We start from the raw sequence: 21,389 nt of genomic DNA, 5'->3' as shown, positions 1-21,389 counted from the left end.
GGTTGATATGCGGGACGATGCCAATGCCGGTCTCGACGGTCTCGTCGGCTCGCCCCTGTCGCGGCGGGGCTTCGTGATGACGAGCCTGATGAGCGGCCTGACCCTGGCCACGACGCGGGTCGAGGCGCAGGTGATCCACACCGACGCGGACGGGATCGAGGCCGGCGAGGTGGCGATCCCGGCCGGCGACGGGCCGATGCCCGCCTACCGGGCGATGCCGAAGGGCCAGGGGCCTTTCCCGGTGATCCTCGTCGTCGAGGAGATCTTCGGGGTCCACGAGTACATCAAGGACATCTGCCGCCGGCTCGCCAAGGCCGGCTACTGCGCCGTGGCGCCGGAACTCTACGCCCGGCAGGGCGACCTCTCGACGATGACCGACGTCAAGCAGATCATCGCCGACGTCATCTCCAAGACGCCCGACGCCCAGTGGATCGGCGACCTCGACGCGACGGTGGTCTGGGCGACCTCCGCGGCCAAGGGCGACCCGCGGCGCCTGGCGGTGATGGGCTGGTGCCGGGGCGGGCGCGCGGCATGGCTCTACGACGCCCACCGCACCGACCTGAAGGCGGCGGTGGCGTGGTACGGCCCCCTCGGCGGCGAGCGCACGGCGATCCAGCCCCGCACCGCGGGCGACGTGGCGGGGGAGATCCATGCGCCGCTTCTGGCCCTCTACGGCGGGGCCGATACGGGGATCCCGGTCGCCTCCGTGGAGGCGGCCCGCGACGCGGCGAAGGCCGCCGGCAAGGAGGTGGAGCTGGTCGTCTATCCCGAGGCGCCGCACGGCTTCCATGCCGACTACCGTCCGAGCTACCGCAAGGACGCCGCCGGGGATGGCTGGAACCGGGCGCTGGCCTTCCTGAAGGCGCACGGGGTCTGAACCCGGCCGGGGCGAATTGGCCGCACCGGCTCCTTCGCCCCGGCCACGACGAGGCGGAGGGCTGTCGAAAGACGCCGACGCTCCTTGCGCGGCATGGCCCAAGCAATTCGGCCGTGGCGCGCCCGTCCACGATCCGTCGCCGGGAATCGCCCCGTCGCGCTCACGATGACGAAGTGCCGAACGACCGGTGGCGACGGCGACGTCCAACCAACGTGGACTTTTCGAAGCAGCGATTTCACGCGAGCACTTCAAGCGCAGCGAAGTTGTTCGGCCGTTGGATGGCGGCTGTGTTCTGAATGACACGGCCGTATCCTGTCGTTTGTGCGATGGAACAGGGAGGATCTGTGCCTGCGCGGGTCCGGCGGGTGCGACGAATCCCGTGATGAACCGATCGTCGCCTCCACCGTTCAGACCTAGTGGATTAGCGGCTCGATGAGCGACGCGCGACAGCCTGGACGAAAGCCCGTCATCCTCGTCGTGGAGGACCAGCCCGACGAGCGCTTCCTCGCGGCCACCTTGCTCGAGGATACGGGCTTCACGGTGATCGAGGCGGAGACGGCCGACCGGGCCCTGTCGATCCTCAACGACCGCGGAGACGAGGTCAGCGTCGTCTTCTCCGACGTGCGGACTCCCGGCCCGATCGGCGGCTTCGAGTTGGCGCGCATCATCGGCGTCACGTGGCCGAAGGTGCGGGTGCTCCTGACCTCGGGCGATGCGGGCGACCAGCCGAGCGACCTGCGCGTCTCCGCGACCTTCATCCCCAAGCCCTGGCGCGCCGAGGACATCCTGGCCTGGGTGCAGGAGGCGGCTGGGCACCCGCCGACCGCGGGCGGGCCGGAGGTGATCGGCCCCGGCGGCAAGGTGCAGCAGCAGGCTTGACAGACGGCGCACCCGGTCACGGTGGCGTGAAACTTTCGCGCCGGTCCCGCGTTCGTGGCTTTCCTTCACCGGCCGACGCCCTCCGGTCATCAGACCGCACGCCCTGAACATCGAATGCCATGAACATCGTCGCTGAAAACCACGCCGATTCCTTCGGCCACCTGGGCGCCCAGTCCCAGGACGCCCTGATCGCCGCCGCGATCGGGGAGAGGCTGCGCGACGATTACGGGCAGCCGGGCGACGAGACGCCGGAGGCGATCCTCGTCCTCCTGCGGACCCTGGACCAGGCCGGACTGGATCGCCACGCGATCACTTGACGAAGTCCGGGGGCGCTCCATCGCCAAAGGCGGCGAATCTGTTATGGGGACATCCACCGGTCCAATCCGGCCTGGAAGTACCGTCAACCGAGGCCGTCATGCGTCTTAATGTCCTCCGTGCAACGCTCGCAGCCGGCGTCTTCGCCGTCGCCGCGTCCGCTGCCCAGGCGGCCAGTCCCCCGGTGCAGCCCGGCGACGGGCCGGGCGGGATCGGAGACCGCAAGGCGACCGTCGTCAAACGCGCCCTCGGCCGGCCGAGCGCGCCGACCTATGCCTTCTACGCCGAGGGTCCCGCGCCGGAAGCCGGGCGGCCGGTGGCGGTGTTCCTGCACGGCTGGGGGGCGGTCAACCCGCAGAGCTACGGGTCCTGGATCGATCATCTCGCCCGGAAGGGCTGGGTGGTGCTGTTCCCACGCTTCCAGGAGCTGAACCGCACCCGCCCCTCCGACGCGCCGGCCGTGGCCGGGGCGCTGCTGAAGGCCGCCTTCGGGGAGATCGCCGCGGACAAGGACGCGAAGCCGGACCTGTCGAAGGTCGCCATGATCGGCCATCTGGCCGGCGCGCCCCTGGCGATGGACCTGGCCGCCGACGCCGAGAAGGACGGGCTGCCCACCCCGAAGCTGATCTTCGCCGCGGTGCCCGGCGGCATCGCCACGGGGCCGAAATCCCGGGGCATCGTCCTCGACGACCTGGGGCGGATCGCGCCGCAGACGCTCCTCGTCGCCATGGTGGGGGACAAGGACGCCCGCGCCGCCGACATGGCGTCGCGGCGGCTCCTGCGCGAGGCGAGCGCGGTTCCCCCGGAGCGCAAGCTGTTCGTGCGCGCCCTGTCGGACGACCACGGGTTCCCGGCCCTGACGGCGACGCTCGCCGCCCCCGCCGGCCTCGACACCGCCTACGATGCCGGCGCGATCAAGATGCCGCCGGAGCCCAAGGACGCGCCCAAGCCCCCGCCGTTCCGCTGGTCCGCCGAGATGGCCCTGACCGGCGAGCAGCAGACCCTGGTCTCGCAGATCAACATCGCCCGGGCCGACGCCCTCGACTACCTCGGCTTCTGGAAGACCTTCGACCTCGCCGCCGCGGCGGCCTTCTCCGGGGCGGATGCCGTGTCGCTGAAGGCCAACCCCCGCCTCGCCGACATGGAGCGGTGGAGCGACGGCTGGCCGGTGAAGCGGCTCGCCGTCGAGATCCCGAAGCCCCCGAAGGCGCCCGCCGTGGCCAACGGGGGCGAATCCGGCCGGCGCTGACCCCCTCTGGTCTCTGGCCCGGGCTTTGCTAAGCTCACCCGGCATGGCGGCACGGGCCGCCCATGCGTGACCGTGCCTTCAGGGGGACGCGCCATGCCGGAATTCGTCGCCACGCTGCTCGCCGCCGCCGCCTTCTGCCTCACGCTCCTGTTGCTGAACGCCGCGACGCGGTGGCTGCTGCAGGCCCATCTCGGCCCGCAGATACTCTGCGAGAACAGCGTCCTCCAATATGGCGGCGCCCTGGTCCTGGCCCGTGCCGCCTACCGCCGGGCGCCGCAGCGGCATCCGGTGTAGCGCGCTTCCCGGACAAGCTGGGTCGTCAGGCTCGAGGCGCCGTCCTCCCCCTTGCGGGGAGCTGGGGCGGTTCGGGAGGCACCGGGGCGCTTCGTCCGGCGGCCACCCCCAATCCCTGCCCACAGGGGGGAGGGGGCGCGCACGGAGCCGCGGGAACGCCTGATCCAAGGGGTGGGGGAAACGGCTCAGCCGTCTTCCCCGCGAGCGCCGCCGTCATCGCGTTCGGGGCGAAGCGATCCGCCGCCGCCGTGGGGGGAGACGGCCCGGTGCCCCGGTTCGCTGCGCCCGCGACGGCGCGCGGGGTGAAGCCCTCAGCGCAGGAAGTCGCCGAAGGCCCGGGGTCCGTTGCCCGTGGCGACCTGCGCCACGACCTTCAGGCTCGCCCCGTCGATCACCGTCAGCCTGTTGTCCCCCCAGTCGGCCACGTAGAGGCGCCCCGTCGCGGCGTCGGCGGCGATGCCTTCGGGATGGTCCCCCACATCGATCTCGGCCAGGGGCTTGAGGGTCGTCAGGTCGAAGGCGGTCACGCTGTCGGCGTACTGGTTGGTGACGAAGCCCCGCCCGTTCAGCAGGGCGACCACGTAGGGCCGCCGCCCGGTCGGCACCCGGCCGACCTCCTTGCCCGCCGCCACGTCGATCACCGACACGTCGTCGCCCGTGACGTTGGCCGTGTAGGCCCGCCCCGCCGCCGCATCGAGGGTGACGCCGAACGGGTGGCCGCCGACGGGGATGACCCTCGTCTCCTTCCGTGAGGCCGCATCGACCACGGAGACCGTGTCCGCCTCCCGGTTGGCGACGTAGAGGGTGGCCCCGTCCGGGCTGACGGCGATGCCGGAGGGGGACTGCCCCACCGCGATCTCGCCGTCGGCCGCGAGCGTGCCGTTCCGTTCGGTGAGCACGAAAACCCGGCTGCCGTACCAATCCGCCACGTAGACCGTCCCGCCGCGCGGGTCGGCCGCCACGCCGAGGGGGCCGCCGGGCAGGGGGATCTCCGCGAGGATCGTGCCCGCATCGAGGTCGAGCACGGCGAGGCCGTGGCCCTCGGGGCGGGTCACGTAGGCCCGCCTCCGGTCGGGGGAGAGGGCGATGCCGGCCGGCGCCCCGTCCACGGGGATGCGGCGCACCACCCGGTTCGCGGCGAGGTCCACCACCTCCACCGCGTTGGCGAGCTGCACGGTGACGATGGCCTCCCGCGCCGGCCCCGCCTGGGCCGGCGCGAGGGACAGGATCATCGCCGCGAGCCCGGCGGCGAGCGCCGGGCGGGGGGTGATGCGGCTCAAGAGCCCTTCTCGACCTTGTTCTTCAGGTTCTCGAGGCTGCCCTTGACCCAGTCGCTGACGCCCTTCTCGGACGCCTCGTCGTTCAGGTCCGGCGGCGGGTCGTTGTTCATGTAGCCGCGGTAGAACGCCGACTTCCACTCCACCTTCGACTTGCCGTCGCCGGCTGGTTCGACCGTGATCGTGCCGGAATAGTCGTTGGCCGGCAGGTCCTTCACATCGACCTTGTCGATGTAGAACATGAACAGCTTGTCGTCCGGCTTATACTTGCCACCGGTCTCGTTCATGGTGTTGCCGCTCTTGAGCGTGAGCACGCGCTTGGACTTCGACGGATCGTCGCCCTGGGTCTCGGTCTTCGTGACGTTCTGAACCCAGTTCGCATCCTTCCAGTCGCCGACGACGGCCCAGACCTTGTCGGCCGGGGCGTTGATCTCGATCGACTCGGCGACCTTGCGACGGGTCGGCCCGTGCGCCTGTGCCGTCACCGCCACCAATGCGGCGGCGGCCGCCGTCGCCAGGGTCATCTTTCTCATGTGCGTTCTCTCCTCCAGTCTCAGTCGTTCTTCCGGCCGAGGATCCGGGCGTCCGGGCCGAGGGCTCCGGCGACCTTGTCCTCGATCCAGCCCCAGGCTTCACGCTCGCGGGGACCCGCCGTCTTGCCGATGGCGATCGCGAGGTAGGCCATCTCAGATAGGATCTTCTCCGGCTCCAGCATGTGCAGCCGGGTCGAGAGCACCGCCGCCTCCAGCACCGCGGCCTGCGCCCGGTTGTAGCCGATGAACGGCGCATGGGCCGCGAGGTGGCGGATGCGGGCGCGGTAGCGGGGCCGTTGCGCGTCCTCCTCCACCGCGGCCACCTCCAGCTCCGCGTGGCCGAAGCTGTCGGCGAGGCGGCGGCCGGGAATCGTCTCGCAGGGCTCCGTCGGCCAGTCCCTCCGGCCGGTGACGGCGCCCGCGATCACCCGGATGTCGCGCGGGCTCGAGGCGGCGAAGTACGGGCTGGCGTTCAGGTTGTCGATGGTCGGCGAGGGCCGGAACGGGGCGAGCACGTAGGTGTCCTCCCCCGCCGGGCCGTCCTCCCGGATCAGCCCGAAGGGCACGAGATGGAGCGCCCCCTCGGGGGAGAGGGTCGTGACGATGGTCTCGAGGATCAGCGGCATCGCCTCACGCCCCGTCGGAGGGAACGAGGCGGCCGCAGACGATCCGCTCGCCGCGTGGCGCGGGCGCGGGATCAGTCTCCGCGCGGGCCTGGGTGTCGGTGACGGTCTCGGGCGGGGAGGCGTCCGCCTCCGGGGCGCGGGCGTCGCGGGTGATCCGCGGCGGGGCGTCGGGGCCGGAATGCTTGGTGTGGCCGGCTTTCTTGAAGGCGGTGGTGTCCTCGTCCACGGCGTCGGCGGCGCAGCCCCATTCCAGCGGCTCGTCCTGCACGTAGCGCTTGCCCAGGCGCCACGCGGTCTCGGCCTTGGCAAGCTCGGCGCCGAGGTAGAAGGCGTGCGCCCCGTCGCTCCTCACGTCGAGATCGGGGAAGAAGGCCATCGCGTCGGTGCCGACCCTGTGGATGTCGCGGTTGTAGACGTGGATGCCGTCCTCGGCCACGGCAATCCGGTAGTTCGGGTCGCGGACGTCGGCGGCGGCCTGGGCGATCTCCTCGGGCGTCTGCACGAACGGGCGCTTGTCGTGAAGGGCCAGGAGTGCCCGGCCGTAGCCCTTCGGCAGGGCGGCGTCGGCCTTGGCCGCGTGCATCACCCGGCGGGCGGCGTCGTGCTCCTCGACGGTGCGGCGGGTGTGGTTCGAGACCTGCACGATCAGCACGTTGCGGATCGCCAGTTCCGAGCACATCCCCATCAGCAGGGCGGTGACGCCGAGGCTGTCGGCCTCGGTGAGTTCGGTGAGGTTGCCGGTGCCCATCATCATCTCGATGTCGGGCCAGCGGGCGCGGGTGTCCCGGTAGCGGGCGACCGAGTCCACGAAGCCGTGGTGGATCGGCTCCAGGATCGGGTCGGCGAGGAACGGCTTCCCGGCCTTCAGCATCCGCGCGATCGCCCGGTCGAGGGAGGGCAGGTCCTCCGGCCGGGTCGGCACGAGGACGGGCACCGCGTCGGTCTCGAAGGCGAGGTCGAGGGTGTCCTCGTTGAGGCTGAGCAGGAAGTCGGCCCCGGCCTTCGCCCCCCGGGCCAACTCGTCCCGGGAGAAGGAATCGACGCTGACCCGCAGCCCCGCGTCCTTCAGCGCCCGCACCGAGGCTTCCAGGTGGGGGAACGGCGTATCCGGCAGGCCGCCGAGGTCGATGACGTCGGCGCCCCGCCGGGCGAGGTCCAGGCCCTTGGCGCGGATCTGGTCCGGGGTCATCTTCGAGGCATCGACGATCTCGGAGAAGATGCGCACGTCGTAGCCCGACAGGTCGAGGCTGCGCCCCGCGAGCCCGAGCCAGGCCGGCAGGTCCACGATCTCGTCGGGCCCCCGCTCCACCGGCAGGCCGAAATGCGCCGCCAGCGCCTCCGGGTTCGCCCGGCAGCGGCCGGGGAGGACGATCCGGCTCGCCCCCTCGGGCATCGCCACGCGGCGCTTGATGATCTCCTCCGTCATCAGCGCGGCGACCTTCACGCCGGCATCGGCGATGCTCCAGCGGAACGTCTCCGGCAGGCTGGCGGCGATCTTCTCCAGGCGCGGCCGGGCGAGGCGGCCGGTGACGAAGACGATGTGATCAGGGGCGCTCATGCCGCTCTCCTGCGCGGGACCGGGACGTGGCCGCCGGGCCCGCGGACCGCGATCGTCCCGCAGAAGACCCGCGCGAAGGACGGGAAGGCGGCGTCCACCAACCCGCTGCGCGACAGCGCCTCCGCATCGGAGCCGGGCGGGGCGTCGGCGGATTTGACCAGGATGCAGGCCGGCGCGCCGATCCGCGCGGCGAGCCACAGGGCGAGGCTGTCGGAGGTGACGTCCCAGGTTTCGGGGATGGCGGGATGGCCGTCGCGGAGCAGGGCCGGGTCCCAGACGAGGGCCGTCGCCGCCGAGGTCTCGTCCCAGGGGGCGAGGGACGGGGAGAGCCCCGGCGCGACGGCGCGAAACCGTGCCGCGGTCGCCCCCATGGCGCCGAGGGCGCGGCGATGCGCCTCGGCATCGGAGAACCCTTCCTCCGCCTGGGCCGTGCGCACGGTGTCGGCATCCCGGCCGCCCCCCGGCACGACCACGCAGGGGCCCTCCGCCCCGTCGGCGAGGGCCGTTAGCACGGCGCGCAGCCGCGCTTCGTCCGCGAGGAGGCTTCCCCCGACCTTGACGACAACCCTCACGCCGCGTCCTGCGCGTGCGGGCGCAGCGCCCGCACGGCCTCCGCCACCCGGAGGGGGTCGATCCCGTTCGTGCGGTCGAAGCCGCGGCAGAGGCCGCCCCGGAAGCCGAGATAGTCCGGCCCCGCCGCCGAGAGGGCGGGGATGTCGGCGATCCTGAGGGAGCCGGCGAGGCCGCAGAGCAGGGACTGGGCGCGGCAGGCCGAGACGAAGGCGGCCAGCGCCTCCGGCCCGAGCAGGTCCGGCAGGCGGACGCCGTCCTTGCCCGCGGTGTCGATCATCGCCCCCGCGAAGCCCGCCGCCTTCAGGGCCGGGACGCAATGGGCGCCCGGCTCGTCCTCGGCGAACAGCACCGCGATCACCCGGCCGGGCACGGAGCCGGCGATGCGCGCCAGGTGGGCCTCGTCCCGCCAACCGCTGCGCGGCACTCCGTGCTTGACCCAGCGCGCCCCGCTGCGCGCCATGGCGACGAGGCTCTCGGCGGAATCCGCCACCGCGCTCGTCTCGACGCCTTCGTCCGGCAGGCGGGCCATGATTGCGGCGACCGTCTCCGGGGCGAGGGCGCCGAGCGCCCCCCGGTCGGGATCCTTGGCGTCGATCAAGTCGGCGCCGGCAAGCAGCGCGGCCTCGGCTTCGGCCGGATCGCGCACGCTCACGAGGAGGCGAGGGAGGGGAACAGCTGACACGGTGGGACGCATTCCGGAACGACAGCCCTGGGCTAGCCCAGAGCGGGCCGGAGGGAAACACGTTTCGTGACCGGCCGGTGGATCCCACCCGCCCCTCGTGCCTGGGAGGCTGGCCGGAAAGGTCGGGCAGGAGGGATCGGCGGCCGTCATCCGAGCCCGTCTTCACGCGCGCAGACGGAAGGGCGCGCGGGCGTCTCGATCCCCGAGGGATTCGCATCCCCCGGCGGCCGCCATCCTCGGGACGACGGTGAGGGCCCGTTCGCGCCGGGGCCGAGGGACGGGGCGGCCTCGATCACTGTTTCGTGGGCAGGGGCTCGGCCAGCAGCCGGTTCTTCACCAGCCAGCGCATGGCATGGGCCCAGGTGTTGTCGTCGTCGGCGCGGATCGTCACCTGCCCGCCGCGGATCAACTTGCCGGTGCCGACCTCGGCGATGGTGACGTTGAGGTTGAAGATCTGGTTCGCCCCGCGCTCCGCATAGCCCGTCACCACCAGGTCGGCGCCGAGTCCCTTGGCGATGTCGCCCGCGCACCCGTTGCACTTGTAGAGCGGACCCTGCTGCTCGACCTCCTTGGCCGCCGGGGCGGTGTCGATCACGTCGAGGCCGCCCTGGCTCTTGAGGGAGGTCCGCAGCTCGTCCGTCACGAGGGTGAGCTTCTTGGCGTCCAGGGGGCGGAGGCGGCTGCCATAGGCCGCGGACGGGTCGTGCAGCTCGATGGGGAAGACCGCGGCCTTCTCGGTCGCCGCGATGGCGGCGCCGGTCCAGCCGGCGGCGGCGAGCCCTGCGAGGGCGGCCAGTAGCCGGGTCGTCGGTCGCATCGGGCGTCTCCTCCGGTCGCCGGCCCCCGGGGCCGTGCATCTTGTGCGCGGTGAATTCGTTCGCTGGGACGTTTTGGCAATGGACGAGCCGTGGGACGCGCCCCAACTCCCGACACTCAGACGCGTTTTTCCCGGCCGAGTTCCCCGCCGGACGGGTTGAGCCCTCCCCTCCGATGCTGATACAGGCCGCCTGCATGCAAGATCGTGCATCCCATTCCGGTCCCGGCCCGCTGCTCGCCGCCCTCGCGCTGCTCACGGCCGGCGCCGGCCCGGCCCTGGCCCAGGAGCCCGCCCGGCCACCGGTGCAGGCGCCGATCGAGACGCATATCGGCGTGATCTACCGGCCCCAGGAGGCGCCCGCCTCCTACGATGCCGAGGCCGTGCCCGAGGACGAGGGGGTGGCCGGCGCCCGGATGGGCATCGCCGACGACAACACCACCGGCCGGTTCATGAAGCAGAGCTTCGTGCTCGACGAGAAGGCCCTCGCCGCCGACGCGGACCCGGTGGCGGCGGCCAAGGATCTCGTGGCCAAGGGCGTCCACTACCTCGTGCTGACCCTGCCGGCGGATCAGGTGCTGAAGGTCGCCGACGCGGTGAAGGAGTCGGGGGCCGTGGTGTTCAATGCCGGGGCGCCCGACGACCGCCTCCGCGGGGCGGATTGCCGGGCCAACGTGTTCCACGTCCTGCCCTCGCGGGCGATGCTCACCGACGCCCTGGCGCAGTACCTGACCGTGATGCGCTGGCGGAAGGTGTTCCTGATCGTCGGCCCGACCGAGGCCGACAAGGCGTATGCCGACGCCATGCGCCACTCGGCGCGGAAGTTCGCCCTGAAGGTCACGGCGGACAAGCCCTGGACCTTCGGGCCCCTGGCCAAGGCCCGGGGCGACACGCCGACCCGGGCGGAGGCGATGGTGTTCACCCGGGGGCTCGACTACGACATGGCCGTGGTCGCCGACGAGGAGGGCGATTGGGGCGACTACGTCCCCTACCGCACGGTCGATCCCCGCCCGGTGGGCGGCACCCAGGGGCTCACCCCCACCACGTGGTCGCCCGTGCTGGAGACCTGGGGCGCCGCGCAGGCGCAGAACCGGTTCCGGCGCTTGGCGGGGCGGCTGATGCGGCCCCTCGACTATCAGGCGTGGATGGCGGTGCGGACGGTCGGCGACGCCGTCACGGCCAAGAAGGCCAACGACCCCGCCACCATCGCCCCGTTCCTGACGGACCCGGCCTTCGGCCTGCCGGCCTACAAGGGCACGTCCCTCAGCTTCCGCCCCTGGGACCACCAGATGCGCCAGCCGGTCATCGTGGTGCAGCCGAAATCCATGGTCTCGGTGGCCCCGGAGCAGGGCTTCCTGCACCAGCGCAGCCCCCTCGACACCCTGGGGACCGACCTGCCGGAGACGACCTGCAAGTTCCCGTAAGGCAAGGTCTTCGAAGGCAAGTTCCCGTGAGAGGCGGCCCTGCGGCGCCGTTCGGCCTCGCATCTCCGGGCGAGAATACTACAATCCATCGCGAGAAGCGTCCCTCGAGGGCGCCCATGGGAGGAGCAGGGATGGGCCGCAAGCATGGGGCAGGGTGGGGAGCGACCGCCCTCGGGCTCTGGCTCGCCTCGGGCGTGCCGGCCTTCGCCTTCACGGCGTACGTGACCAACGAGAAGGGCAACTCCGTCAGCGTCATCGATTCCGCGACGATGGCGGTGACCGCGACGTGGAAGGTCGGCCGCAGGCCCCGGGGCGTCACCCTTTCGAAGGACGGCAAGGAACTGTTCGTCTGCGCCAGCGACGACGACCGGATCGACGTGCTCGACACGAGCAACGGCAAGGTCGTGCGCTCGCTCCGCTCGGGGCCGGACCCGGAGCAGTTCATCCTCGCGGCCTCCGGCAACCCCCTCTACGTCGCCAACGAGGACGACAGCCAAGTCACGATCATCGACATCGAGAAGAACAAGGTGCTCGCCGAGGTGCCGGTGGGCGTCGAGCCGGAGGGGATGGGCCTGTCGCCCGACGGGACGATCCTGGTCAACACTTCCGAGACGACCAACATGGCCCACTTCATCGACACCAAGACCTTCCAGGTGATCGACAACGTGCTGGTGGATGCCCGCCCGCGCTTCGCGGAGTTCTCGGCCGACGGGAAGTATCTCTGGGTCTCGGCGGAGGTCGGCGGCACGGTGAGCGTGATCGACGTCGCCGCCCGGCGGGTGGTGAAGAAGATCACCTTCAAGATCCCGAGCGTGAACGACGAGGCCATCCAGCCCGTCGGCATCCGCATCACCAAGGACGGCACGAAGGCCTTCGTCGCCCTCGGGCCGGCGAACCGCGTCGCGGTGATCGATGCCAAGACCTACGAGGTCCAGAAGTACCTCCCCGTGGGCCAGCGCGTCTGGCAGCTCGCCTTCACCCCGGACCAGAAGCAGATCTTCACCACCAACGGCACGTCGAACGACGTCTCGGTGATCGATGTCGAGGCGGAGAAGGTGGTCAAAAGCATCCCCGTGGGTCTGCTCCCGTGGGGCGTGGCGATCTCGCCGAACTGAGTCTTTGGGACTCTTGCCGCCCGCTTTCGACGGAGTGCGAATGCCTTTTCTCGGACAGTTCTTGCGAACTCGCCGTCATTGCGAGCAGCGCGAAGCGATCCAGCGGCGCCAGGGTCGGAGGCGGCCCGCTGCCCTGGAGTGCTTCGCCGCGCTCGCAATGACGGGAGTGATGATCGCGCCGGCCTCGGCCACCGACCTCACGCGCAAGCGCGAGAACCTACCCGACCTCGTCCTCGGCAACGACCAGGGCAACGACTTCGTGGTCGAGAACAAGGACATCGAACTCGAATCCGGCAAGGCCTATCGCCTGCGGATCGTCGCCAAGGGTGGGCAGGAGTACAAGTTCTACGCGCCGGAGTTCTTCCGCTACATCTGGCTCAACCAGATCGTCATCGAGCACAAGGAGATCCATGGCGGCGGCCCGCCCGATCACCTCGAATTCGATGAGCCCGGCGAGATCGCCATCGAGTTCGTCGCCATCAAGCCCGGCGCCTACAAGTGGGAGGCGCGGGGGCTCGAGGCGAAGGGCATGACCGGCACCCTGACGGTGAAGTGATGGACGGTTTCACCACGACCACCACCACGCCTTCTCCCTCCCCCCTCTGCGGGGGAGGGTGGCCCCCGCGTCAGCGGGGGTCGGGAGAGGGGAACGACGGTGCCGGATGTGGCATCGCGCGTGACAACTCTGGAACCGTCGCTCCCCTCTCCCCCCCTGCTGTGCAGGGTACCCACCCCCGCAGAGGGGGGAGGGGGATCGCGCTCGTCATCCTCGGCCTGCTGATCGCCACGCCCGCCTTCGCGGGAGACGATGCCTCGTCCTGCGCGGAGGGGATCACGATGATCCGCGACGCCCTGGCGACCGATCCGCCCGAGGTCGCCGTGCCGAAGCTGAAGAAGGCCCTGCGCAACGCCGAGCGCGAGCAGCGCGAGGGCGAGTTCGAAGAGTGCCTCGACGCCGTCGCCGACGCCCGGAAGGCGCTCGGCCGATGACCGCCGAGGCGCCGGCCCTCCTCGTCGCCAATGTCGGCCACCGCTTCGGGACGCGGGCCGCCCTGGACGACGTGTCGATGACTGTCGAGCGCGGCCGGTTCACGGCCCTGCTCGGCCCCAACGGAGCGGGCAAGACGACCCTGTTCTCGGTGATCACCCGGCTCTACACCAACCAGAGCGGCCGGGTGGCGATCTTCGGCCACGGCCTCGACCGGGAGCCCTCGCGGGCGCTGGCCCGCCTCGGCGTGGTGTTCCAGGCCCGCACCCTCGATACCGACCTCACCGTGGAGCAGAACCTGCTCTACCACGCGAGCCTGCACGGCATCCCCCGCAGGGCCGGGAAGGCGCGGATCGCCGAGCTGCTCGACCGGGTCGGCCTCGCCGACCGGCGCGGCGAGAAGGTCCGCACCCTGTCGGGCGGCCAGTCCCGGCGCATCGAGATCGCCCGTTCCCTGGTCCACCGGCCGGATTTGCTCCTGCTCGACGAGCCGACCGTGGGCCTCGATCTCGAATCCCGGGCCGGGATCGTGGCGATCGTCCGCGCCCTGGTCCGCGAGGAGGGCCTGTCCGTGCTCTGGGCGACGCACATCTTCGAGGAGATCCGCCCCGAGGACGACGCGGTGGTGCTCCACCTCGGCTGCATCGTGGGGCGCGGCACGGCGGGCACCATCGCCCAGGGGGCCGAGAGCCTGGAGGACGCCTTCCGCCGCCTCGTGGCCGAGCGTGGGAGGCAGGCGGCGTGAAGGTGGGATGCCCATGACCTCGTCGTCTCGCGTCGTCGAACTCGACACCAAGACCCACGCCGCCTCGCGCCAGCTCGGCCGGCTCGATGCCGTCGGCTACCTGATCTGCCTCGGCGGCATCGTCCGCCGGGAGTTGCTGCGCTTCTTCAACCAGAAGGAGCGGTTCTTCTCGGCGCTGGTGCGGCCGCTGGTGTGGCTGTTCATCTTCGCCGCCGGGTTCCGCAACACCCTCGGCGTCTCCATCGAACCGCCCTACCAGACCTACGTGCTCTACGAGGTCTATGTGGTGCCGGGGCTGGCGGTGATGATCCAGCTGTTCAACGGCATGCAATCCTCCCTCTCGATGGTCTACGACCGCGAGGTGGGCTCGATGAAGGTGCTGCTGACCTCGCCCTATCCCCGCTGGATGCTGCTGCTGGCCAAGCTGATCGCGGGCGTCTCCGTGTCCATCGTCCAGGCCTACACGTTCCTCGCGGTGGCGTATTTCTGGGAGACCGACATCCCGGCGCTCGGCTACCTGACGGCCCTGCCGGCCTTCCTCGCCGCGGGGATGATGCTCGGGGCCATCGGCCTGTTCCTGTCGTCGCTGGTGCGGCAGCTGGAGAATTTCGCGAGCGTGATGAACTTCGTGATCTTTCCGATGTTCTTCGCCTCGTCAGCCCTCTACCCGCTGTGGCGGATCCGGGAATCGTCCGAGACGCTGTACTGGATCTGCGAATTGAACCCGTTCACCCACGCCGTGCAGCTTGTGCGCTTCGCGCTCTACGAGCAGCTGGAGCCGGTGTCCTGCCTCGTGGTCGTGGGGACCACGCTCGCCTTCTTCGCGATGGCCGTGATCGCCTACGATCCGGGCCGCGGCCTCATGGCCCGGCGCGGCGGGCCGGCCGGAGATACGCCATGATCAGACACGCTGCCCTCGCCCTCCTGCTCTCCGCCACCGCCGCGGCGGCCCAGCCCCGGCCCGATTCGGACTGGCCCTGCGTCCAGCGCAAGGTCGAAACCTTGAGTCCCGGCCAGTTCTGGACCGGGCCCGACATCGCCGCGGCCGGGGATTGGGGGGACGACAACGACGCCGCCGCGCTGGCGCAGAAGATCGCCTCCCGCCGCACCGACCTGTCGCAGGTCGATCCGCTGATCGACGCCTACGTCGCCAAGCTCGGCACCGACAAGGACGCCAAGGACAAGGCGCTCACCCGCGTCTACGCCGGGGTGTTCGAGGTCATCAACGGCGAGCGCAACAAGATCATGGGCGGCATCGCCCGCTACGCCCAGGGCCAGCGCCGGATGGCCGAGCGCATCCGCGACGAGGCGGACAAGGTGAGCCAGGTGAAGGACGCGCCCAGCACCGGCGACGCCACGGAACTGCCCAAGGACCAGACCGACCTCGAGACCAAGTTCGCCTGGGACCGGCGGATCTTCCAGGAGCGGAACCAGTCCCTCACCTACGTCTGCGAGGTGCCCCAGCTTCTGGAGCAGCGCCTCGGGGAGATCGGCAAGCGGATACAGGCGCACCTCTGAGCCTTGCCGAATCGTCCCGGAAAAGCTTGCCGAATATCCCCTAAGTCATTGGTTTTGCGCAATAAAACTGTGGCGATCGGGTCACGTCAGGCACGATAGTGCGCCCCCCGGCCGAATGATGGGCACCCAGGGCCGGGGGACGATTGCAGTCTCCCGCCCACCCCGACATCAGTGCATCGAAGCCCGCATCGAACGGGCTCGTGATCTTGGGTGTCGAGGGGTACGGGATGTCTTTGCGGGCGCTCAGGGGGTGCTTGACGGCATCGGCATCGGTCCTTGCGGGATCGATGGTGGTGAACGCTGCATGGGCGCAGCAGGCTGTGACCCTCGGGGAAATCAGCGTCGTGGCGACCTCGCCGGTCGGCTCGGGCGGCGGCAATTCGAGCGCGGTCCAGAACTTCAACCAGCTGGCGCCGGTGGCCGCCGTGTCCGCGCCGCGCCTGCGGGGCAGCGAGCAGCCGCTCTACAAGATCCCGAGCACCGTCGAGACGGTGACGGCGCAGGACATCCGGGCCGACCTCGGCACCGACAACGTCGTGGCGACGCTGGCCCGCCGCACCCCCGGCCTCAACATCTCGGATTCGCAGGGCAACTCCAACCGGCCCGACGTGACGTATCGCGGCTTCACCGCCTCGCCCGTGCAGGGCGTGCCGCAGGGGCTGGCCGTCTACCAGAACGGCGTGCGCATCAACGAAGCCTTCGGCGACATCGTCAACTTCGACCTGATCCCCCCGCAGGCGATCCAGCGGATCGACGTGGTGACCGGCAACCCGGTCTTCGGCCTCAACGCCCTCGGCGGCGCGGTCAACATCCAGATGAAGAACGGCTTCACCTGGCAGGGCACCGAGATCAGCGCCTGGGGCGGCTCCGACGCGCGCACGGCGGGCTACCTCGAATACGGCAAGGTCTCCGGCCCCTGGAGCTTCTACTTCACCGGCGACGGGCTGAACGACCGCGGCTGGCGCTACGAGAGCCCGAGCACGATCGGCCGGATGTACGGCGACATCGGCTACCGCTCGCAGGATGCGGAGTTCCACCTGATCGGCCTCGCCGCGCGCAGCTTCTTCGGCGCCGCCGCCGCCACGCCGGTGGATTTCACCCACTCCGACCCCCGGGCGATCTTCACCTACCCGCAGACCACGACGACCGATGTCGGCACCCTGCAGCTCACCGGCCGGGTGGACATCTCCCCGACCTGGGACCTCGCCGGCAACGCCTATTTCCGCCGCTTCAGCCAGACCTACGTCGATGGCAACGACGGCAATTTCGAGCAGTGCAGCCGGCAGAGCAGCTTCCGGGGCTCCCTCTGCTTCGAGGATGACGGCTTCAGCCCGGCCGCCGGCCAGACGCAGCTCGCCTTCCGCAACCAGTTCCTGATCCTCGGCCAGCAGAACCGGGCCATCCCGTTCACGGCGAACGTGCCCTACGGCACCTTGGACGTGACGCGGACCGAGGCCACCGGTTACGGCGGCTCGCTGCAGGCCGCCAACCGCGACCGCGTCTTCGGCTTCAACAACGCCTTCATCGTCGGCGGCAGCATCGACGCGGCGAACTACTCGTTCAAGTCATCGAGCACCCTCGGCGTCATCAACCCGAACCTGTCGATCACCACCGATCCGAACAACCCGTTCTACGGCACGATCCCGGGCCTGGGCACGCCCTACCTGCGCACCGCCGGGGCGCTCGGCATCGCGCCGAGCTCGGTCAACGGCTCGAACCTGTATCTCGGCCTCTACACCCAGGACACGGTGGACCTGACCGACCGGCTCTCCCTGACGGCCGGGGCGCGCCTGAACTTCGCGCGCATCCAGAGCATGGACCTCACCGGCTTCTCGCCGGACGTGACGGGCACGCACTACTACAACAAGATCAACCCGGTGGCGGGCCTGACCTACCGGTTCTTCGACGCGCTGAACCTCTACGGCAGCTACTCGGAATCGAACCGTGCGCCGACGCCGCTGGAACTCGCCTGCGCCAACCCGAACCAGCCGTGCCTGCTGCCGAACTCCCTGGTCGCCGACCCGCCGCTGAAGCAGGTGACCGGGCAGACCTACGAGGTCGGCTTCCGCGGCCAGCTGCCGAACACCTATGACGGCGGCGTCATCACCTACAAGATCGGCGCCTTCCGCACCGACCTGTCGAACGACATCCTGTCGCTCGCCACCCCGGGCAACACCGCCCGCGCCTACTTCGTGAACGTGCCCGCCACCCAGCGGCAGGGCATCGAAGTCGGCGGCGAGTACACGGCGGACTACCTGCGGGTCTACGCCAACTACGCCCTGATCGACGCGACCTTCCAGTTCAACGGCACCCTGTCCTCGCCCAACAACCCCCTCGCCGACGACGGCGCGATCCAGGTGCGGCGGGGCAACGTCGTGCCGCTGGTGCCCACGCACCAGATCAAGGCCGGCTTCGACTACTTCATCACGCCGGAGTGGCAGGTGGGCCTCTACCTCCAGGCCTTCTCCTCGTCCTTCTACCGGGGCGACGAGTCGAACCTGAACCGGAAGCTGCCGCCCTACTACGTCCTGAACCTGCAGACGAAGTATCAGGTCACGAAGAACCTGGAGGTGTTCGGCCTGATCACCAACCTCACCAACAACCGCTACGCGACGTTCGGCACGTTCGCCGAGCCGGGTGCGGTGGCGGGCAACCTCTCGATCAACGATCCGCGGACCACCACGCTGGCGCAGCCGCTGTCGATCTATGGCGGCTTCAAGTACGCCTTCGGCGCCGACCCGGTGCCGATGTCCCCCGAGCCGATCATCCGCAAGTACTGATCCGCCCGCACGCCGAAACGGGGCCGCGCACCGCAGGGTGCGCGGCCCTTCTGCGTTCGGGGCCGCGGCCGGCGCGGCGTCCTGTCTCGGGAACAGCCTCGTCCGCTACCGCGTCAGCATCCCGCAGGCGAGCCGGCGCCGTCCTTCACTGCCGAGCCGCCACCTGGGAGTCCGTCCTGATGAAGTTTCGCCTCGTTCTCGCCCTCGCCGCCGTGGCGACCGCTGCCGCCGGCCCGGCCCTGGCCACCCCTTGCGCCGACGAGGTGAGCACGCTCGAGAAGCGCCTCAACAGCGCGGGCGCGGCGGAGGTCACGGGCACCACGCCGCCGGGCGGCGTCACCTCGTCCCATTCCGACAAGGCCCTCGCCACCCCGCCGAAGCTGACCCCCTCGGACAAGGACGTGAAGCCGACCGCCTCGGGCGTCGAGGAGGCCAAGAAGCTCGTCGCCCAGGCCCGCGAAGAGGACAAGGCGGGCAAGGCCGACGCCTGCCGTCAGACGATCATGAAGGCCAAGGAGAAGGCCGGCGCCCTGCCGTAGTCGCCACGAGGCGACCCAGGGCTGCACGGCGGACGGAAACGTCCCTCAGCCCTGGGTCGCCGCCTGCGTGTAGCCGGCACCGGGGCGGGACGTCCGCGTCCGACGCCGATCAGGCCCGGCCGAAATCGCGCCGGTGCTCTCCGAGGATCCGGCGGATCGTGCCCGCTTCCGAGCGGTAGACCAGAGTCTCCGTCTGGATCCTGTCCTGGCGGAAGCGGACGCCCCGCAGGAGCGAACCGTCGGTGACGCCGGTGGCGGCGACGATGACGTCCCCGCCCGCGAGGTCGTTCAGCTCGTATTTCCGGTCGAAGTCGCGGATCCCCATCTCCTGGGCCCGGCGGCGCCGCTCGGCCGTGTCGAGGATCAGCCGCCCCTGCATCTGGCCGCCCATGCAGCGCAGGGCCGCCGCGGCCAGCACGCCCTCGGGGGCGGCCCCTGTCCCGAGATAGATGTCGACGCCGGTCTCCTCCGGGCTCGCCGTGAAGATGATGCCGGCGACATCCCCATCGGTGATGAGCCGCACCGAGGCCCCCGCCTCGCGGACGTTGGCGATCAGCCCGGCATGCCGGGGCCGGTCGAGGATCAGCGCGGTGATCTGGTCCGGCGGGCACGCCTTCGCCCGGGCCAGGGCGCGGATGTTCTCCGCCGGGCTCGCATCGAGGTCCACGAGGCCGGACGGATAGCCCGGCCCGATGGCGATCTTCTGCATGTACACGTCGGGCGCGGCGAGGAGCGAGCCGCGCTGGGCCACGGCCATGACGGCGATGGCGCCGGGCATGTCCTTGGCGCAGAGGGTCGTGCCCTCCAGCGGATCGACGGCGATGTCCACCTCCGGCCCTTCGCCGGAGCCGAGGCGCTCGCCGATGAACAGCATTGGCGCCTCGTCGCGCTCCCCCTCGCCGATGACGACGGTGCCGCGGATCGGGAGCCCGGCGAGCTCGGCGCGCATGGCATCGACCGCCGCTTGGTCGGCGGCCTTCTCGTCGCCCTTGCCGCGCAGGCGGGCCGCGGCGATGGCGGCGCGTTCCGTCACCCTGGCCAGTTCGAGGGCGAGCGTGCGCGGCACGGGCTGCGGACGCGGCGTTCCGGTCTCGATCATCGTTTCCTGTCCCTCGGCCGAGCCCGATCTTCAGGTCGGATCCCGGTGCGCCTGTTCCCGTCGCGGCCACCCCTGCCGCCGTCCATGCTAGCGACGCTGGACCTGAATGTTTCCTGTAGGGCGGCCTTAGCGTTCTACTCCCGCTCGATACGAATCAACTGCGGCGATTCCGCCAGGAGCCCGTCCTGCGCGATGGCGTCGAGGGCCTCCCGGATGGCGCCCTCCGTCGCGGCGTAGGTGATGAGCACCAGGGGCACCGGACGCCCCGAGCGCCCGTGCGGGTCGCTGTCGCCGCCCGCCACCCGGCGCTGCAGGATGCTCTCCAGCGAGATCTCGCGCTCGGCCATGCGGTGGGCGACGCCCGCCGCGACGCCGGGCCGGTCATGCACCGTCAGGCGGATGTAGTAGCCGCCCTCGTGGCGCTGCATCTCGGCCCGGGGGGGCGGGGCCATCGAGGCTGCGGCGACGCCGAAGGTGGGGCGGACGATGCCGCGGGCCACGTCGGCGATGTCGCCGAACACCGCGGAGGCGGTGGCCTCGCCGCCCGCGCCGGGGCCGATCAGGGTCAGTTCGCCGACCGCGTCGGCATCGATGGTGACGGCGTTGGTGACGCCCATCACCTGCGCGATGGCGGAGGATTTGGGCACCATGGTCGGGTGGACGCGCTGCTCGATCCCCGCCGGGGTCGCCTGCGCGACGCCGAGCAGCTTGATCCGGTAGCCGAGCTCGTCCGCCATCCGCAGGTCGAGGGGCTGCACCCGCGAGATGCCTTCCACGGAGACGCCCTCCGCATCCACCTGCGTCCCGAAGGCGAGGCTCGTGAGGATGGCGAGCTTGTGGGCGGTGTCGAAGCCCTCGACGTCGAAGGTCGGGTCGGCCTCGGCGTAGCCGAGCGCCTGCGCGTCCTTCAGGCAGGCCTCGAAGGTCAGCCCCTCCCGCTCCATCCGGCTGAGGATGTAGTTGCAGGTGCCGTTGAGGATTCCGTAGACCCGGGCGACCGCGTTGCCCGACAGCCCCTCGCGCAGGGCCTTGATCACCGGGATGCCGCCCGCGACCGCCGCCTCGTAGGTCAGCGCCACGCCGGCCCGCTCGGCGGCGGCGGCCAGGGCCGCCCCGTGCTTGGCCAGGAGCGCCTTGTTGGCGGTGACGACCGCCTTGCCCGCGGAAAGGGCCGCCTCCACCGTGTCCTTGGCCGCACCCTCGGCGCCGCCCATCAGCTCGACCACGCAATCCACCGCCCCGGAACGGGCCAGGGCGACGGGATCGTCGAACCATTCGGCCCCCGCGAGATCGAGGCCGCGGTCGCGGGTCCGGTCCCGGGCGGAGATTGCGGTGACGGTGATGTCGAGGCCGGAGGCGAGGAGCGCCTCCCGGCGGCGGGCGATCATGCGGACGACGGCCGCGCCGACGGTGCCGAGACCGGCGACGCCGATGCGAAGAGACTGCGACATGGGACCTTCCGTGGCCGCGGGCGGCGGCTCCCGTGCCGCGCCTCCCGCGATGC

Annotated in this window: 23 protein-coding genes; 14 read left to right on the top strand and 9 right to left on the bottom strand. The window is 70.9% G+C overall.

All coding sequences use genetic code 11. The features are described from left to right. The first annotated feature begins 7 nt into the window (after positions 1–7). The 5 genes from MKK53_RS15855 (at position 8) to MKK53_RS15835 (ending at position 3,614) form a co-directional block, all read left to right on the top strand. The gene (locus tag MKK53_RS15855) at positions 8–877 is read left to right on the top strand and encodes a dienelactone hydrolase family protein (RefSeq protein ID WP_243929672.1); all 870 of its coding nucleotides are present in this window, start codon (positions 8–10) and stop codon (positions 875–877) included. 432 nt (positions 878–1,309) lie between these two features. Further along, positions 1,310–1,756, top strand: a complete 447-nt coding sequence (locus tag MKK53_RS15850) for a response regulator (RefSeq protein ID WP_243929671.1) — start codon at positions 1,310–1,312, stop codon at positions 1,754–1,756. Between the two features lie 119 nt (positions 1,757–1,875). Continuing rightward, positions 1,876–2,073: a hypothetical protein gene (locus tag MKK53_RS15845; protein ID WP_243929670.1), complete on the top strand. Its 198-nt coding sequence runs from the start codon at positions 1,876–1,878 to the stop codon at positions 2,071–2,073. 98 nt (positions 2,074–2,171) lie between these two features. Further along, the gene (locus MKK53_RS15840; protein WP_243929669.1) at positions 2,172–3,320 is read left to right on the top strand and encodes a chlorophyllase/cutinase-like alpha/beta fold protein; all 1,149 of its coding nucleotides are present in this window, start codon (positions 2,172–2,174) and stop codon (positions 3,318–3,320) included. 93 nt (positions 3,321–3,413) lie between these two features. Then, on the top strand, positions 3,414–3,614 hold the full coding sequence (locus tag MKK53_RS15835) for a hypothetical protein (protein WP_243929668.1): 201 nt from the start codon (positions 3,414–3,416) through the stop codon (positions 3,612–3,614). 311 nt (positions 3,615–3,925) lie between these two features. Here the strand turns inward: MKK53_RS15835 and MKK53_RS15830 are convergent, their stop codons facing one another. The 7 genes from MKK53_RS15830 to MKK53_RS15800 form a co-directional block, all read right to left on the bottom strand. Continuing rightward, complete coding sequence (locus MKK53_RS15830; RefSeq protein WP_243929939.1) at positions 3,926–4,846, bottom strand: YncE family protein; 921 nt, start codon at positions 4,844–4,846, stop codon at positions 3,926–3,928. Positions 4,847–4,890: 44 nt separating this feature from the next. After that, a complete protein-coding gene (locus tag MKK53_RS15825) occupies positions 4,891–5,424 on the bottom strand; it encodes an SRPBCC family protein (RefSeq protein WP_243929667.1) in 534 nt (177 codons plus the stop codon). A gap of 20 nt (positions 5,425–5,444) precedes the next feature. After that, positions 5,445–6,050, bottom strand: a complete 606-nt coding sequence (locus MKK53_RS15820) for a DUF447 domain-containing protein (protein ID WP_243929666.1) — start codon at positions 6,048–6,050, stop codon at positions 5,445–5,447. Positions 6,051–6,054: 4 nt separating this feature from the next. Further along, positions 6,055–7,608, bottom strand: a complete 1,554-nt coding sequence (locus MKK53_RS15815; RefSeq protein WP_243929665.1) for a DUF6513 domain-containing protein — start codon at positions 7,606–7,608, stop codon at positions 6,055–6,057. Further along, complete coding sequence (locus MKK53_RS15810; protein WP_243929664.1) at positions 7,605–8,180, bottom strand: uridylate kinase; 576 nt, start codon at positions 8,178–8,180, stop codon at positions 7,605–7,607. The genes MKK53_RS15815 and MKK53_RS15810 overlap by 4 nt, the downstream gene beginning before the upstream one ends. Continuing rightward, positions 8,177–8,875, bottom strand: coding sequence for a (5-formylfuran-3-yl)methyl phosphate synthase (locus MKK53_RS15805; protein ID WP_243929663.1), 699 nt, complete (start codon positions 8,873–8,875; stop codon positions 8,177–8,179). Before MKK53_RS15805 ends, MKK53_RS15810 begins: the two co-directional genes overlap by 4 nt. A gap of 280 nt (positions 8,876–9,155) precedes the next feature. Next, a complete protein-coding gene (locus MKK53_RS15800; protein WP_243929662.1) occupies positions 9,156–9,680 on the bottom strand; it encodes a DUF3280 domain-containing protein in 525 nt (174 codons plus the stop codon). A 194-nt stretch (positions 9,681–9,874) separates the two neighbouring features. Between MKK53_RS15800 and MKK53_RS15795 the strand changes: the two genes are divergently transcribed. The 9 genes from MKK53_RS15795 (at position 9,875) to MKK53_RS15755 (ending at position 18,786) form a co-directional block, all read left to right on the top strand. Continuing rightward, positions 9,875–11,101, top strand: coding sequence for an ABC transporter substrate-binding protein (locus tag MKK53_RS15795; RefSeq protein ID WP_243929661.1), 1,227 nt, complete (start codon positions 9,875–9,877; stop codon positions 11,099–11,101). A 131-nt stretch (positions 11,102–11,232) separates the two neighbouring features. Beyond that, complete coding sequence (locus MKK53_RS15790; protein WP_243929660.1) at positions 11,233–12,216, top strand: YVTN family beta-propeller repeat protein; 984 nt, start codon at positions 11,233–11,235, stop codon at positions 12,214–12,216. A gap of 169 nt (positions 12,217–12,385) precedes the next feature. Continuing rightward, complete coding sequence (locus MKK53_RS15785) at positions 12,386–12,772, top strand: hypothetical protein (protein ID WP_243929659.1); 387 nt, start codon at positions 12,386–12,388, stop codon at positions 12,770–12,772. Between the two features lie 197 nt (positions 12,773–12,969). Continuing rightward, complete coding sequence (locus tag MKK53_RS15780; protein ID WP_243929938.1) at positions 12,970–13,206, top strand: hypothetical protein; 237 nt, start codon at positions 12,970–12,972, stop codon at positions 13,204–13,206. After that, positions 13,203–13,949, top strand: coding sequence for an ABC transporter ATP-binding protein (locus MKK53_RS15775; protein ID WP_243929658.1), 747 nt, complete (start codon positions 13,203–13,205; stop codon positions 13,947–13,949). Before MKK53_RS15780 ends, MKK53_RS15775 begins: the two co-directional genes overlap by 4 nt. 7 nt (positions 13,950–13,956) lie before the next feature. Then, a complete protein-coding gene (locus MKK53_RS15770; RefSeq protein WP_409564346.1) occupies positions 13,957–14,850 on the top strand; it encodes an ABC transporter permease in 894 nt (297 codons plus the stop codon). After that, a complete protein-coding gene (locus MKK53_RS15765; RefSeq protein WP_243929656.1) occupies positions 14,847–15,467 on the top strand; it encodes a hypothetical protein in 621 nt (206 codons plus the stop codon). The genes MKK53_RS15770 and MKK53_RS15765 overlap by 4 nt, the downstream gene beginning before the upstream one ends. A gap of 227 nt (positions 15,468–15,694) precedes the next feature. Next, on the top strand, positions 15,695–18,247 hold the full coding sequence (locus MKK53_RS15760) for a TonB-dependent receptor (protein ID WP_243929655.1): 2,553 nt from the start codon (positions 15,695–15,697) through the stop codon (positions 18,245–18,247). Between the two features lie 179 nt (positions 18,248–18,426). Then, positions 18,427–18,786, top strand: coding sequence for a hypothetical protein (locus tag MKK53_RS15755; protein WP_243929654.1), 360 nt, complete (start codon positions 18,427–18,429; stop codon positions 18,784–18,786). Positions 18,787–18,895: 109 nt separating this feature from the next. On the opposite strand, the gene glpX is transcribed toward MKK53_RS15755, so the two are convergent. Both glpX and MKK53_RS15745 read right to left on the bottom strand, forming a co-directional pair. Next, positions 18,896–19,885 (bottom strand): class II fructose-bisphosphatase, encoded by a 990-nt coding sequence (gene glpX / locus MKK53_RS15750; protein ID WP_243929653.1) that lies wholly within the window; start codon positions 19,883–19,885, stop codon positions 18,896–18,898. A gap of 134 nt (positions 19,886–20,019) precedes the next feature. Then, positions 20,020–21,336, bottom strand: a complete 1,317-nt coding sequence (locus MKK53_RS15745) for a homoserine dehydrogenase (RefSeq protein ID WP_243929652.1) — start codon at positions 21,334–21,336, stop codon at positions 20,020–20,022. Positions 21,337–21,389 lie beyond the last annotated feature (53 nt).

It is taken from the genome of Methylobacterium sp. J-076 (assembly GCF_022829405.1).
Taxonomy (GTDB): domain Bacteria; phylum Pseudomonadota; class Alphaproteobacteria; order Rhizobiales; family Beijerinckiaceae; genus Methylobacterium.
The sequence above is the reverse complement of the archived record's forward strand: the minus strand, read 5'-3'. Positions and strand labels throughout refer to the sequence as shown.

What these genes read in the sequence shown, in the direction of transcription:
- MKK53_RS15855 (WP_243929672.1), top strand. Translation starts at nt 8, where the DNA reads ATGCGGGACGATGCCAATGCCGGTCTCGACGGTCTCGTCGGCTCGCCC.
- MKK53_RS15850 (WP_243929671.1), top strand. Translation starts at nt 1,310, where the DNA reads ATGAGCGACGCGCGACAGCCTGGACGAAAGCCCGTCATCCTCGTCGTG.
- MKK53_RS15845 (WP_243929670.1), top strand. Translation starts at nt 1,876, where the DNA reads ATGAACATCGTCGCTGAAAACCACGCCGATTCCTTCGGCCACCTGGGC.
- MKK53_RS15840 (WP_243929669.1), top strand. Translation starts at nt 2,172, where the DNA reads ATGCGTCTTAATGTCCTCCGTGCAACGCTCGCAGCCGGCGTCTTCGCC.
- MKK53_RS15835 (WP_243929668.1), top strand. Translation starts at nt 3,414, where the DNA reads ATGCCGGAATTCGTCGCCACGCTGCTCGCCGCCGCCGCCTTCTGCCTC.
- MKK53_RS15830 (WP_243929939.1), bottom strand. Translation starts at nt 4,846, where the DNA reads ATGATCCTGTCCCTCGCGCCGGCCCAGGCGGGGCCGGCGCGGGAGGCC.
- MKK53_RS15825 (WP_243929667.1), bottom strand. Translation starts at nt 5,424, where the DNA reads ATGAGAAAGATGACCCTGGCGACGGCGGCCGCCGCCGCATTGGTGGCG.
- MKK53_RS15820 (WP_243929666.1), bottom strand. Translation starts at nt 6,050, where the DNA reads ATGCCGCTGATCCTCGAGACCATCGTCACGACCCTCTCCCCCGAGGGG.
- MKK53_RS15815 (WP_243929665.1), bottom strand. Translation starts at nt 7,608, where the DNA reads ATGAGCGCCCCTGATCACATCGTCTTCGTCACCGGCCGCCTCGCCCGG.
- MKK53_RS15805 (WP_243929663.1), bottom strand. Translation starts at nt 8,875, where the DNA reads ATGCGTCCCACCGTGTCAGCTGTTCCCCTCCCTCGCCTCCTCGTGAGC.
- MKK53_RS15800 (WP_243929662.1), bottom strand. Translation starts at nt 9,680, where the DNA reads ATGCGACCGACGACCCGGCTACTGGCCGCCCTCGCAGGGCTCGCCGCC.
- MKK53_RS15795 (WP_243929661.1), top strand. Translation starts at nt 9,875, where the DNA reads ATGCAAGATCGTGCATCCCATTCCGGTCCCGGCCCGCTGCTCGCCGCC.
- MKK53_RS15790 (WP_243929660.1), top strand. Translation starts at nt 11,233, where the DNA reads ATGGGCCGCAAGCATGGGGCAGGGTGGGGAGCGACCGCCCTCGGGCTC.
- MKK53_RS15785 (WP_243929659.1), top strand. Translation starts at nt 12,386, where the DNA reads ATGATCGCGCCGGCCTCGGCCACCGACCTCACGCGCAAGCGCGAGAAC.
- MKK53_RS15775 (WP_243929658.1), top strand. Translation starts at nt 13,203, where the DNA reads ATGACCGCCGAGGCGCCGGCCCTCCTCGTCGCCAATGTCGGCCACCGC.
- MKK53_RS15770 (WP_409564346.1), top strand. Translation starts at nt 13,957, where the DNA reads ATGCCCATGACCTCGTCGTCTCGCGTCGTCGAACTCGACACCAAGACC.
- MKK53_RS15765 (WP_243929656.1), top strand. Translation starts at nt 14,847, where the DNA reads ATGATCAGACACGCTGCCCTCGCCCTCCTGCTCTCCGCCACCGCCGCG.
- MKK53_RS15760 (WP_243929655.1), top strand. Translation starts at nt 15,695, where the DNA reads ATGTCTTTGCGGGCGCTCAGGGGGTGCTTGACGGCATCGGCATCGGTC.
- MKK53_RS15755 (WP_243929654.1), top strand. Translation starts at nt 18,427, where the DNA reads ATGAAGTTTCGCCTCGTTCTCGCCCTCGCCGCCGTGGCGACCGCTGCC.
- glpX (WP_243929653.1), bottom strand. Translation starts at nt 19,885, where the DNA reads ATGATCGAGACCGGAACGCCGCGTCCGCAGCCCGTGCCGCGCACGCTC.
- MKK53_RS15745 (WP_243929652.1), bottom strand. Translation starts at nt 21,336, where the DNA reads ATGTCGCAGTCTCTTCGCATCGGCGTCGCCGGTCTCGGCACCGTCGGC.